Below are 13,866 nucleotides of genomic sequence, written 5' to 3' on the forward strand. Positions count from 1 at the left end.
GCTCGAGATGGCGTTATTAAATGTAGATAAATTATCGGTGCATTTCGGCGATGTTGGCTCCGAATTCCGCGCCGTAGACCGCGTAAGTTATAGCGTAAGCCAGGGCGAAGTGGTCGGCATCGTCGGTGAGTCCGGCTCCGGTAAGTCGGTCAGTTCGCTGGCGATTATGGGGCTGATTGATTTCCCTGGCCGCGTGATGGCGGAAAAACTGGAGTTTAACGGCCAGGATCTGAAACGCATTTCGGAAAAAGAGCGCCGCAGCCTGGTGGGTTCCGAAGTGGCGATGATTTTCCAGGATCCGATGACCAGCCTGAACCCGTGCTACACGGTTGGTTTCCAGATTATGGAAGCCATTAAGGTGCATCAGGGCGGGAATAAGAAAACCCGCCGTCAGCGGGCGATTGACCTGCTGAACCAAGTGGGTATTCCCGATCCGGCTTCGCGTCTGGATGTTTACCCGCATCAGCTTTCCGGCGGTATGAGCCAGCGCGTGATGATTGCGATGGCGATTGCCTGCCAGCCGAAGCTGCTAATTGCAGACGAACCGACAACCGCGCTGGATGTGACCATCCAGGCGCAGATCATCGAGCTTTTGCTGGAATTGCAGCAAAAGGAAAACATGGCGCTGATCCTGATCACGCACGATCTGGCGCTGGTGGCGGAAGCGGCGCACAAAATCATTGTGATGTATGCAGGCCAGGTGGTGGAAACCGGCGAAGCGAAGGATATCTTCCGCGCGCCGCGTCATCCCTACACGCAGGCGCTTTTACGTGCGTTGCCGGAGTTTGCGCAGGATAAAGCGCGTCTGGCCTCGTTGCCGGGCGTGGTGCCGGGCAAATATGACCGCCCGACTGGCTGCCTGCTGAACCCGCGCTGCCCGTATGCCACGGACAAATGCCGCGAGCAGGAGCCGGAACTGAACACCGTCGATGGCGGCCGTCAGTCCAAATGTCACTACCCACTCGATGACGCCGGGAGGCCGACACTATGAGTACGCACGAGGCCACCTCGCAACAACCGCTGTTGCAGGCTATCGACCTGAAAAAACACTACCCGGTGAAGAAGGGGCTGTTTGCCCCGGAACGCCTGGTAAAAGCGCTGGACGGCGTGTCGTTCACCCTTGAGCGCGGCAAAACGCTGGCGGTGGTGGGCGAATCCGGTTGTGGTAAATCCACGCTGGGTCGCCTGCTGACGATGATTGAAACCCCGACCGGCGGTGAACTTTACTACCAGGGGCAGGATTTGCTGAAGCACGATCCGCATGCGCAAAAGCTGCGTCGGCAGAAAATCCAGATCGTCTTTCAGAACCCGTACGGTTCGCTGAACCCGCGTAAAAAAGTCGGGCAGATCCTCGAAGAGCCGCTGCTGATCAACTCGTCTCTCAGCAAAGAGGCGCGTCGGGAAAAAGCGCTGGCGATGATGGCGAAAGTCGGCCTGAAAACCGAACATTATGACCGTTACCCGCATATGTTCTCCGGTGGTCAGCGCCAGCGTATCGCTATCGCCCGTGGTCTGATGTTGGATCCGGATGTGGTGATCGCCGATGAACCGGTTTCCGCGCTGGATGTTTCCGTGCGTGCGCAGGTGCTAAACCTGATGATGGATTTGCAGCAGGATTTGGGGCTCTCTTACGTCTTTATTTCGCACGACTTGTCGGTGGTTGAGCATATTGCCGATGAAGTGATGGTGATGTATCTCGGCCGCTGCGTAGAGAAAGGCACCAAAGAGCAGATCTTCTCGAACCCGCGTCATCCATACACGCAGGCGCTGCTTTCCGCGACGCCGCGCCTGAACCCGGACGAGCGCCGCGAGCGTATCAAACTGACCGGCGAGCTGCCAAGCCCGCTCAACCCGCCGCCGGGCTGCGCCTTTAACGCCCGCTGCAGCCGTCGTTTCGGCCCCTGTACGCAGTTGCAACCGCAGTTGAAAGACTACCGCGGGCAGTTGGTTGCTTGCTTTGCTGTCGACCAGGATGAAAACGGCGAAAAACCGCACGTTTAATCCCCACGTTATGCCTGGTGGCCCAGTGTTTACCGGATCTACGCAGTGTTGTAGGTCCGGTGATGGTGGTGCCATCAGGCATTATCGTTTATGGCCTTCCCTTACAAACATTCCGGTTTTATTTAGAAATTTCCAAAAAATAGTCTGAAACGCCGTGGTGAAATAATTTCAACGGGAATAATGAGTTAGAGAAATACTTCTTTTTAATGCAACTATATATATTTCTAAGTATTTCAGGTGGTAATAAAAAATTAACAATAATTTAAGAGACGCCAGCGTATTTGGCTTTTTATTCATTTAAAAATGATATTTAAAATAAGTAATTTATCTTAAGTGTGAATGTTGCTGGGTGATTTTTGTTTAATCGCGTCATTTACACTTTAATAGATTTCGCGTGAAAAAAAGATGGCGCATCTATAGCCAATGTTTATATATTTGCTGCAATTAAACAGCGTTTTAGCCCTACTAAACTTTGGCACATAAAACCAGGCTGAAAACCATCGCTGAAGCTTTACTTCGTACCCGCGTAAAACCGCACCGCCGCCATTAAAAAAACATCACTTGATGCTATCAGGACACCGATCCTGACGGTGATGGACGCAATTTTATTTTGTAAATCATGAGAATAACTATGGGTCATTACGATGATTTGCAGAGGTTTAAGGACAAGACTCGCAATCAGAAGCACGATTTTAAGGATCTCTCCGCACAGAACCTCGCACAAGACCAGAGCAATTGGGCAATCATTAATCAACTTTCTCCCGCCACGGATGAATCCATGCTGGCGATGGGCGGCCATGTGTCACTGCCTGTCCCGCAATCCGTCGATCCTGAGGTGTTTGCCGCGCAAGAACGTGCTGCGACGGTGGATGACGTTGTGCCTGCACCTGCGCCAACTACCTCTCTGCTAAAAGACGTCGCCAGCCAGCTCGATGCAGTGGCTCCGGCATTCAACACTGTGGCCTACGCGCCTGCGCCTGCAAGCGTAGCACCAGTTATGCAGATGCCATCGCCTGCAAATCCTTCTTCGGCTCCTGTCAGCTATGCGCGCCTGTTCGCAGCGAAAGCGGTGGAAGAGAAGCCCCGCGCGGAAAAAAATCAGCCCTTACACTCGTTGTTAGAAAGGATCGCTTCATGCCGTTGATTTGTGTGTGTTCGCCGAAGGGCGGTGTCGGAAAAACGACCCTGACGGCAAACCTGGCCTACGCCCTTGCCCGCGCAGGCAGCAAAGTGCTGGCGCTTGATTTTGACGTGCAAAACGCGCTGCGTTTGCATTTTGGTGTGCCGCTGTCGGACGGGCGCGGGTATGTGGCGCGCGCGGCGGAGTCCTCTGACTGGAGCCAGTTTGTGCTCACTGCGGGCGGCAATATTTTCGTGCTACCGTATGGTGATGTGACAGAAGAGCAGCGCGTCGCCTTTGATGAGCGTTTAACCAATGACGAGCATTTTCTGACGCGCGGCCTGAATACGCTGCTCAACTATCCGGGCTTAATTATCGTTGCCGACTTTCCTCCGGGCCCGTCTGCGGCGCTGAAAGCGATGTCACGGCTTGCGGATGTGCATTTAGTCACGCTGCTGGCCGATACCGCCTCGCTCTCACTGCTGCCCTATATCGAAAATAACCGCCTTACCGGCGATGTGCTGAACCGCAAAGCGGGTCACTACTTTGTGGTCAACCAAAGCGACAACCGTCGGCAAATCAGCCGCGATGTTACTGCGTTCATGGAACAACGTCTGGGCAATCAACTGCTTGGCGTGTTGCACCGCGATGAAAGCGTCGCCGAAGCCAATGCTTCACAGCAGTCGGTATTTGATTTCAGCCCGGCGTCCGCCGCGGCGTTCGATATCGAATTGATTGCTAAACGGGTCGCCGGAATTTTGGGCGTCAAAATCGGTGATGGCACGGTACACAACTCACCACGCATGTCAGGCTTCTAACGCTTCGGGCAACGTATGAAAAAGTTTCTCTCTCTTTTGCTGGTTCTGGCAGTGCTGCCTGTTGCCCTGTTGGTGGTGATCACGCCCATGGACAGCCAAAAACAGTACATTTTTGGCCTGATCAGCATCGGTATTCTCTGTTTAATGGGCTTGAGCAAAAAGCGCTCTATTTCGGTGATCATGGTGGTGATGTCGGTGCTGCTCTCGACGCGCTATATCTATTTTCGCCTGACACAAACCCTGCACTTTAATTCCGAGATTGAAACCCTCCTCGGCATGGGACTGTTTCTCGCGGAAGTTTATGTCTGGGTAATGCTGCTGCTCAGCTACCTGCAAACGGTCTGGCCGCTGAAACGCGAACTCGTACAGTTGCCGGATGACATGAGCCTGTGGCCGACGGTCGATGTCTATATTCCAACCTATAACGAACCGCTGGATGTAGTGCGCGATACGGTGCTGGCTGCGCAGTGCATGGATTACCCGCGCGATAAGATGAAAATCTATCTGCTCGACGACGGCAAACGCAGTGAATTCGCCGTATTTGCCGCCGATGCCGGCGTCGGCTACATCACCCGCAACGATAACGCGCACGCCAAAGCCGGTAACCTCAACCATGCGATGAAACTCACCAACGGCGAGCTGATTTGCGTTTTTGACTGCGACCACGTCGCGACGCGCATCTTCTTGCAGGCCACGGTCGGTGGTTTCCTGACAGACCCGAAACTGGCGCTGGTGCAGACGCCGCACTACTTCTATTCGCCCGATCCGTTCGAACGTAATCTCTCTGTCGGGCGCAATATCCCCAACGAAGGGGCGCTATTTTACGGCCCAATTCAGCAGGGCAACGATAACTGGAACGCCACCTTCTTCTGCGGCTCGTGCGCGGTGATCCGCCGTAGCGCGCTGGAAGAGATTGGCGGTTTTGCCGTAGAAACGGTCACCGAAGATGCGCATACCGCCCTGAAAATGCAGCGTCTCGGCTGGGGTTCGGCGTTTATTGATATTCCGCTGGCCGCAGGCCTGGCGACCGAGCGTCTGGTGCTGCATGTGATCCAGCGAACCCGCTGGGCGCGCGGTATGACGCAGATTTTTCGTCTCGATAACCCGTTGTTTGGCCGTGGGCTGACCATCCAGCAGCGCCTGTGTTACCTGAGCGCAATGCTTTATTACCAGTTTGCTTTGCCGCGCATTGCCTTTGTCACCGCACCGCTGGCTTACCTGCTGTTTAACCTGAATATTATTCACTCTTCGGCCAGCCTGGTGTTTGCCTATGCGCTGCCGCACCTGTTCCTGGCGGTGTACGTTAACTCACGGCTGAATGGCCGTTTCCGTTACAGCTTCTGGGGCGAGATTTATGACCTGGTGATGGCGTTTCACATTGCGCTACCGACGATGGTAACCATGCTGTTTCCCAAACGCGGCAAGTTTAACGTCACCGACAAAGGCGGGCTGCTGAATGTCGGCTATTTCGACTTCAGCGTGGTGCGCCCGCATTTGATCATTGCCTTGTTGCTGGCGGCGGGCGTGGTCGCCGGGATTGTCCGCGCCTGCGCGCATGACTACTTTGGTGTGGATCCGCGCGTTATTGTGCTGAACGTTGCCTGGGGCTTGTATAGCCTGATTTTCCTGCTGGCGGCGATTGCCGTCGCGCGCGAAACCCGCCAGACGCGCAAAACCATCCGTATTGATGTCGATATCCCGGTGCTTATCCATTACGCCAGCGGGATCACATCGCGCAGCCAGACGGCGGATTTGTCGATGGGCGGCTGTCGTATCGTGGCGCCGGACGATCGTCATCTGACTGATGAAATCGAAGCGATTGAACTGCTGCTGCAATCCGGCGCGATTAGTATTCCGGTGCAAACCGTCGCCAGCGACGAGCAGCATATCCGCCTGATGTTCGACGATATTCCGCTGTCGCGCCGCCGTGAACTGGTGCGCGTGGTGCTTTCCCGCGCCGACGCATGGATCCACCCGCCGAAGCCGCAGGACAACCCGTTCCGCTCCATGTTGACGATTGTGCGTTGTGTCTTTGACCTCTTCTGGCTGACGTGGAAATCACGCCGCGAAAACCGCCGTTTACGCGCGCAGCACGCAGCAAAGGTTGCGCAGGAGGAGAGCGTATGAAACGGCTAACCACGCTTGCGGTACTGCTCGGCGCGCTGTTTATCGCGCCGTTACACAGTGAAGAAACAACGGTTGAATCGCTGCTGCCGCTGGATCTGCCGCCGCCAACGATAGCGCAATCCACGCCGACATTTGTACCTTTGGTGATGAGTAGTGTCAGCATCGCGCAGATGGGCCAGCCGCAAGGGATCACCCTCAGCGGCGGGCAATTCCAGGGCGGCGTTGATTTTACTCTGCCGGTCGACCAGGTGATGACCAGCGCCCGGCTGGCGCTCAACCTGCGCATCTCCCCGGCGCTGGCGGCGCGTAACGCCACCATGCAGTTGATGCTCAACGGCCAACCGCTCGGCACTGTGCCGCTGACGGCGACCGACAGCGACCTGGCCCGTTACCAGCTTGATATTCCCGCCGCGCTGATGGTCTCCAGTAACAGCCTCAGCTTTAAGATTAACGATGGCGATGCCATGCAGTGTCAGCGCGACCTGAGTGACAAATATCGTGTCACTATCCTGCCGGATTCGCGCTTTGAGCTGGAAGGGCAGCAACTGGATATCGGCGCGGATCTGAGCCATTTTCCGCGCCCCTTCTTTGACAGCATGCAGATGTCTCCGGCGGCGATTGCGGTAGCATTCGCGTCAAAGCTGAGCCCGGATACCATTAGCGCCGGGGCGCTGATCGCCTCGTGGCTGGGGATTCAGGCTGATTATCGCGGCGTTTCGTTCGCGGCCTACCACGACCGTCTGCCGGAAAAAAACGGCATTCTGATTGGTCACCCCGGCGAGCAAATTGGCGGTTTAACGCTGCCGCAAACCAGCCAGCCGCTGCTGAAAATTATCGATAACCCGGCGAACCCGGTTTACAAACTGCTGCTGGTGGTGGGGAAAGATGAAAGCGAATTACGCGCGGCGGCCTGGCGCTTAACGCGCGGCAACTTTGCGCTGCAAACCCCGGCGGTGGATGTCGATGCGCAGACGATCCCGTTGAGCAAACCGTACGATGCGCCGCGCTGGATCCCAACCGATCGTCCGGTGAAGTTATCGGAGCTGATCCGTAAAGATCAAAGCCTGACCGCCACCGGGATCTGGCATCCGCCGTTGCAGGTGGCGTTCCGCGCTGCACCCGATCTGTTCTTGTGGGACGGTGAAACCATCCCGCTGCATATTGGTTACCGTTTCCCGACGGAGAACTGGATTGACGAACAACGTTCGTGGCTGAGCATGACACTGAACGACACGTTCCTGCACAACCTGCCGGTCAATAAGCAGGGGGCGCTGGAGACGCTGTGGCACAAGCTCGGTGGCGATGCGCGCCAGGAGCAGTTTGATATGCCGCTGGAGCCGTACATGATTTACGGCGACAACCAGCTTTCGCTCTATTTCAACATCGTGCCGAAAAAGAACGCGCCGTGTAGTACGTTGTTGAATAACAACATTAAAAGCCGCATTGATGATGATTCGTGGATCGATCTTAGCCACACCCGCCACTTTGCGCTGTTGCCGAATCTTTCTTATTTCGTCGGGGCTTCTTTCCCGTTTACCCGCCTGGCAGATTACTCAGAAACGGTCCTGATGCTGCCGGTCAATCCCAGCGAAACGCAGATCGCCACGCTGTTTGATATGGCGGCGCGCTCAGGCAACGCCACCGGAACCGCGCTCGGTCACAACCGCGTGGTGTTTGGTGTACCGACCGGCGGCAGTTTTCTGGAGCTCTTGCGTGACCGTGATGTGCTGGCGGTAAGCGATATGGATCAGCATGACTTTAACCGTGCGCTGCTGGCGCATTCGCCGTTTGTCACCCATGACAGCACGTTGGGTGTGCGTGAGCCTTCCAGCTGGCAGAAAGTGCAGCGCTGGATAGCAGGCGACTGGGCGGCAGAAGGGCTGGAAGCCGATCGCTACTTCTCTTCCAATGAAGCGTGGCGCGGTTTTATCAGCTTTCGCTCGCCGTGGAACGATACCCGGCTGGTGGTGCTGGCGCTTGGCAGCAACGACGAGCAGTTATCGCATCTGCATGGCGATCTGGCTTCTGCAAAAATCAACGCCGGCATTCGCGGCGATGCCGCCATCATCACCAATGAAAACGGTGTGCGCAGCTTCCGCGTCGGCGAGCAGTTCCCCAGCGGCGAAATGCCGCCGCAGATGAAAGTGGTCTGGTACGCCAACCAACACTCTGCGCTGCTGGCGATCCTGAGCCTGCTGGTCGGGTCGCTGGTGGGTGGCATGGTGTATCGCGTGCTTAAAAAACGCGAGCGTAAACGTCTGGATGCGGGGAACAGCAAGTGAAAAGGGTGACAATAATGTCTAAAAAAACCGCCCGTCGGCTGACAACAATTTGCCTCTCCGGCGCGCTGACGCTGGCGACCTCCGGCCTCGCGCAGGCCGCGTCAAATGACGCGGCGCTCAAGGCGCTGTTTGATCAGGCTAACTACTGGCACGAAAAATCCCATGACGACCTGGCGATGGAATCGCTCAAAAAGGTGTTAATGGTCGATGCCAATAACACCCAGGCGATGTACCTGATGGCGCTGTGGGCGCAGCAAAATGGTGATTTACAAACCGCCGCGCAGTGGCGAGCCAGGCTGGCGAAAACCGCGCCGGACGATAGTGGTTTGCAGGCGCTGGATAACGCAAAACAGCTGGCGCAGGTGCCGCAAGGGCAGTTAACGCTTGCTCGCCAGCAGGCGCGTAGCGGCAATGTTCCGGCGGCGCTGGAAACCTGGCGCAGCCTGTTCAATGGCGACACGCCGCCGCCGAGCCTCGCGCCGGAATACTATTTGACGATGGCGGGCGATAAAGCGCTCTACCCGCAGGCGCTGGCGGAAATTCAGCGCTTCATCGCCCAGCATCCACAGGATAATGCCGCCCGCGTGGCGCTGGGCAAGATGTTGACCTGGCGTGAAGCGACGCGTCGCGACGGGATCTTGCTGCTGGAGCCGATGGCCAGCGGCAATAAAGAGGCAGATGAAGGGCTGCGTCAGGCGCTGCTATGGCTTGCGCCGCAGGCTGGCGATGAACGCTTTTACGATACCTGGTTGCAGCGCCATCCGCAGGATAGCGAGATGCAGGCGTACTACCGTAAAAATGTCGGTGGCAGCGCGAAAGGCGCAGGCTTTACCGCGCTGAATAGTGGCGACAGTAATGCCGCAAAACGACAGTTTGAGCAGGTGTTGCAAACCAACCCTGAGGACGCCGATGCGCTGGCAGGCATGGGGTATATTGCCCAGCGCAACGGTGATTACCAGGCGGCGGCACAATATCTGAACCGGGCGGCGAGCCAGGGAGGCGAGGCTTCAGCAGAACGTAAAGCTCAGGCGGAAGACGCCGCATTTTATGGCCAGCTGGCGCAGGCACAGCAAGCGTTAAAAACGGGCAATGTCAGCCAGGCGCTGGCGCTTTCAGCGCCGCTGGCGCAGCAGAGCGGTGAACGCGGCACGGCTGCCAAATTGTTCCGCGCTGATGTGCTCCGCCAGAACAAAGATTACCCACAAGCGGAACAAGCCCTGCGCGAGATCCTGAATGAGCAGCCGCAGAATGCGCCGGCGCGGGAAAATCTCTATTACGTGCTGCGCGATCAAAACAAAGCGGCAGAAGCGCAAAGCCTGCTGCGCACGTTACCGGCGAGTTTGCAGGAAAAACTGCAACCGCGCGTAGTGACGGGTACGCCTGGCGACCCGCTGCGTCGGCAGGCGCAACAACTGGCAGCCAGCGGAAATACCTCGCAGGCCATTGCCGTGTTGCGCCAGGGCGTGGCGCGCCTGCCGGATGACCCGTGGTTGCGCCTTGATTTGGCGCGTTTGCTGCAACAAGCGGGTCAGGAAAATGAAGCCGCGAACGTAATGCTGACCGCGCAAAACCCGCGAGCCGGTGCCAGTTCGCTGTACGCTGCCGCACTGTTCGCCAGTGAAAATGGCGGCTGGCAGCAGGCCAGTTCGCTGCTGTCCCGTATTTCGCCCGCCAGCCAGAACGGCCAGATGCGCGACCTTGCGCAGCGGGTTAATTACAACCTGCAAATGGCGACCGCTGAGCGCTACCTCGCTCAGGGCAATATGACGGCGGCAGCCAATACCCTGAAAGCGCTGGCGGCCACACCGCCGAAAAGCCCGGTCGATGCCGGTAAACTGGCGCGAATGCTGGCGCAGACCGGCGATACCACCACCGCCGTTGCGCTGGTGCGTGAAAGTATGAAACAGGGCGTGCAGGGCAATATTGGCGATTATGCCGATCAGGTTGCGGTGCTGAACCAGGCGGGGCTTAACCAGGAGGCGCAGGCTTTTGTTTCCCGCCCGGACGTGCAGGCGCGCAGCACGCCAGCCCAGCTTGCCGGGGTGCGTAATGGCTATGTGATCAACGAAGCGGATCAACTGCGTGAGCAGGGCAATTATGCCGCCGCCTATGACAAGCTGATCCGCGCGTTGCAAAACGACCCGCAGAACACGGATTTGATGTTCGCGATGGGGCGTTTGTATCAGTCCGGCAAGATGAACAAAGAAGCCGGCGTGCTGTATGACTACCTGATGACGCGCGACAGCGAAGATCAGGCAGCGCGCGTCGGCGCGATTGATGTCGCGCTGGCGGAAAATAACGTCGATAAGGCGCAAACCTTAGCCAGTGGCTTGCGCAGCAATACTTCACCGGATCGCTTGTTACTGCTGGCGCGACTGGAAGAGGCGAAAGGCAATCATCAGCAGGCGATGACCTATCTGCGCAGCGCGCGCGGCAAGCTGGTGGGGCTGGAGTCGAATAACAGCGCGGCAACGCCGACAATCGGCGGTGTGCTGCTGGCGGATAACCCGTTTACCACCACCAGTAAAAGCGCGGCGCCGCAGTCGCTGTATGGGCAAACGCTGCCGTGGCAAGTCGCTCAGGTGGCGCACGAACCGGGCAGTAACTTGCCGGGTACCACGCGTACCGATCTGCCGGTCGAAACGGCGCAAACGCGAACGCTGCGCCAGGTCGACGACATGATGCAACAGATGAACGAGAAAACCGGCATGTGGTTGCAGGGCGGTGTGGAGATCCGTGGTCGCGACGGGGAAACCGGCACCAGCAAGCTGACGGAAGCCAAAGCGCCGCTCACCTGGTCCAGCTCGCCGTTTGGCGATGCACGCTTTGAATTTACCGCGACGCCGGTTTCGCTCAGTTCCGGCAGTGCTAACGGGGATGCCTGGCGGCGTTATGGTGCGAATCCGCTGGCGAATGGGGTGAGTAACATTGCGACCTCAATTAAAAACGCTAACCAATCCACGGCAACCGACGGCAGCGATAAATTTACCGATCTCGCGAGCTATGCCGATGCCAGCAAACTGTCACCGTTTACCGAATCGGGTTACGACAACCTCACCTCGCTGCTGTCATCGAGCCGTTTGAAGAGTTTGAGCGCATCAAACTATAAGACCAACTATAGCGATCCGATTAAGTCCTCCACCGATTCGCAAAACGCCAGCGGCGTTGAGCTGAATATGGCGCTGAGCGGCGACAGCTATAAGCTGGATATCGGCAGCACGCCGCTGGGGCAGGATTTAACCTCGCTGGTCGGCGGCGTGAAATGGTCGCCGAAACTGACCAATTACCTGACGCTTATCCTTACCGGCGAGCGTCGCGCGGTGACTGACAGTTTGCTGTCATATGTTGGGCTGCGGGACGCTTACTCCGGCGAGCGTTGGGGGCAGGTCACCAAAAACGGCGGCAGCGTACAGTTGAGCTACGACGACGGCGACGCCGGGTTCTACATTGGCGGCGGTGGGTATAGCTATATCGGTAAAGATGTGGCGAGCAACACCAGCGTGAACGCCAATGCCGGCGTTTATCTGCGCCCGTGGCACGATGATTTCCGCCAGTTGCAGACGGGGCTGAGCGTTAGCTGGATGAACTACTCGAAAAACCTCAGTTACTTCACTTACGGCCAGGGCGGTTACTTCAGCCCGCAGAATTACGTGAGTGTGTCGCTGCCGGTTGATTTATCACAGAAAATCGATAACTGGAAACTGAGCATTGGCGGCGCGGTGGGCTACCAGTCCTACACGCAGGACAAGAGCAACTACTTCCCGACAGAACCGGAAGCACAGAAGATGCTGCAACAGCTCGCCGATATGGGTTTTGTGAAAGAGGCGCAGTACCAGGGCGGTTCACAGAATGGCATTGGCTATAACTTCCATGCCGGACTCGATTACAACGTGAATAAAAACATGTCGGTAGGTGGAAAAGTCGGTTATGACACCTTCGGCAGTTACAACGAAAGCACCGCCGGGGTTTGGCTCCGGTACATGCTGGGGGATAAATAATGACAACCAACACTGCAAACACGCTGCTGCTTGGCTATTTCCAGCAACAGCAAACGCCGCCGGGCTGGTTTGATTTGCTGAGCGTGATGATTGACGGCATGGTGAGAAACGTCGGCGAAGCGGAAAGCCTGCCGTTTCTGCGCCAGATGGGCGAAGCATTAGCGGACCGTGTACCGCTTCCGGCGTCGGCGACGGTGGGCGAGCTGGAAGCGAATATTAACGCGCAACTGGCGGTGTTCAACTGGGGGTTTATTGATATCGAAACCACTGAACACGGCATGGCGTTTCGCCACCAGGCGCTGCCGGTGGCTCGCGAAGAGGCCTACCAGACCCGCTGGTGCTATGCGTTTTGCGCCATTCTTGAAGGGCTTTATTCGCGCTGGCTGCAAAACCAGGGCGGCGAGGCGAGTCTCGTGTTTACCCGCGAAAGGCTCTATTCTGTGGCGGATGTTCTCTTCCGTTACGCTAACCCACAGTGAGTTTGCCCATGTTGAAGCGCGTTTTCACCGCGATGGTGGTGATGGTGAGTCTGCTATTTGCATCCGTTTCCCAGGCCGCTGGCGCCTGGGAGAGTTATAAAGCGCGGTTTTTGATGCCGGATGGCCGCATTGTCGATACCGGCAACAAAAACGTCTCCCACACCGAAGGCCAGGGTTTCGCCATGCTGATGGCGGTCGCCAGCGACGACAAAGTGGCCTTTGAAAGCATGTGGGGCTGGACTAATAAAACGCTGAAGAACAAAGCTAATGGCCTGTTTTACTGGCGTTATAACCCGGTGGAAGCCGATCCCATCGCTGATAAAAACGACGCTACCGATGGCGATGTGCTGATAGCCTGGGCACTGCTGAAAGCCGGTGAGCGCTGGAATAATGCCGCTTACCTTGCCGCTTCCGATGCGATTACCCAGGCGGTGCTCAAACATGCGGTTATCAGCTTTGCGGGTTACCGCGTGATGTTGCCGGGTGCCAACGGTTTTAACCTCAACACCTATGTAAACCTGAATCCGTCCTATTTTATTTTCCCGGCATGGCAGGCTTTCGCTGAGCGCAGCCATCAGGTGGTGTGGCGCGATTTGATCAAAGACGGGCAAACGCTGCTTGGCAACATGACGTTTGGCAAAGCGCGCTTACCAACGGACTGGGTTTCACTTTCGGCGGATGGCAAGCTGAACCCGGCGAAGGAGTGGCCGCCGCGCATGAGCTACGACGCGATTCGTATTCCGCTGTATGTGAGCTGGCAGGATCCGCATAGCGCGTTATTAACGCCGTGGCGCAACTGGTGGCAGGGTTTTGGCCGCAGCCAGACTCCCGCATGGGTGGATGTGGCGACCAACGATAATGCACCGTACAACATGAACGACGGTTTACTGGCGGTGCGGGATTTAACGTTGGGTGTAACGCCTGTACAACCGCAGATCACCGCGCAGGATGATTACTACTCCGCCAGCCTGAAAATGTTGGTCTGGCTGGCGCAGCAGCGCTAAAGCGATAACCTCTCCCCGCCAGGGGAGAGGTTGGCAG

The 13,866-nt window shown here is 57.0% G+C and carries 9 protein-coding genes; all 9 read left to right on the forward strand.

The genetic code is table 11. The annotated features are described in order from the left end of the window. The first annotated feature begins 7 nt into the window (after positions 1-7). A complete protein-coding gene (gene dppD, locus JKP81_RS07600) occupies positions 8-991 on the forward strand; it encodes a dipeptide ABC transporter ATP-binding protein (RefSeq protein WP_020455681.1) in 984 nt (327 codons plus the stop codon). Beyond that, complete coding sequence (dppF, locus tag JKP81_RS07605; protein ID WP_017458247.1) at positions 988-2,001, forward strand: dipeptide ABC transporter ATP-binding subunit DppF; 1,014 nt, start codon at positions 988-990, stop codon at positions 1,999-2,001. The genes dppD and dppF overlap by 4 nt, the downstream gene beginning before the upstream one ends. A 631-nt stretch (positions 2,002-2,632) precedes the next feature. Next, positions 2,633-3,145 carry a cellulose biosynthesis protein BcsO gene (gene bcsO, locus JKP81_RS07610; RefSeq protein ID WP_200551248.1) on the forward strand — a complete coding sequence of 171 codons (513 nt, stop codon included), beginning with the start codon at positions 2,633-2,635 and terminating at the stop codon, positions 3,143-3,145. Then, positions 3,136-3,939: a cellulose biosynthesis protein BcsQ gene (gene bcsQ / locus JKP81_RS07615; protein ID WP_131411352.1), complete on the forward strand. Its 804-nt coding sequence runs from the start codon at positions 3,136-3,138 to the stop codon at positions 3,937-3,939. Before bcsO ends, bcsQ begins: the two co-directional genes overlap by 10 nt. 15 nt (positions 3,940-3,954) lie before the next feature. Continuing rightward, positions 3,955-6,066, forward strand: coding sequence for a UDP-forming cellulose synthase catalytic subunit (bcsA, locus tag JKP81_RS07620; protein ID WP_200551249.1), 2,112 nt, complete (start codon positions 3,955-3,957; stop codon positions 6,064-6,066). Further along, a complete protein-coding gene (gene bcsB / locus JKP81_RS07625) occupies positions 6,063-8,348 on the forward strand; it encodes a cellulose biosynthesis cyclic di-GMP-binding regulatory protein BcsB (protein WP_200551250.1) in 2,286 nt (761 codons plus the stop codon). Before bcsA ends, bcsB begins: the two co-directional genes overlap by 4 nt. Before the next feature lie 14 nt (positions 8,349-8,362). Further along, a complete protein-coding gene (locus JKP81_RS07630) occupies positions 8,363-12,346 on the forward strand; it encodes a cellulose biosynthesis protein BcsC (RefSeq protein WP_200551251.1) in 3,984 nt (1,327 codons plus the stop codon). After that, the gene (gene bcsD / locus JKP81_RS07635) at positions 12,346-12,825 is read left to right on the forward strand and encodes a cellulose biosynthesis protein BcsD (RefSeq protein WP_065369612.1); all 480 of its coding nucleotides are present in this window, start codon (positions 12,346-12,348) and stop codon (positions 12,823-12,825) included. Before JKP81_RS07630 ends, bcsD begins: the two co-directional genes overlap by 1 nt. Before the next feature lie 8 nt (positions 12,826-12,833). Then, positions 12,834-13,829 (forward strand): glycosyl hydrolase family 8, encoded by a 996-nt coding sequence (locus JKP81_RS07640; protein WP_200551252.1) that lies wholly within the window; start codon positions 12,834-12,836, stop codon positions 13,827-13,829. Positions 13,830-13,866: the final 37 nt, after the last annotated feature.

This window comes from Kosakonia sp. LAM2021, assembly GCF_016620385.1.
Taxonomy (GTDB): domain Bacteria; phylum Pseudomonadota; class Gammaproteobacteria; order Enterobacterales; family Enterobacteriaceae; genus Kosakonia; species Kosakonia sacchari.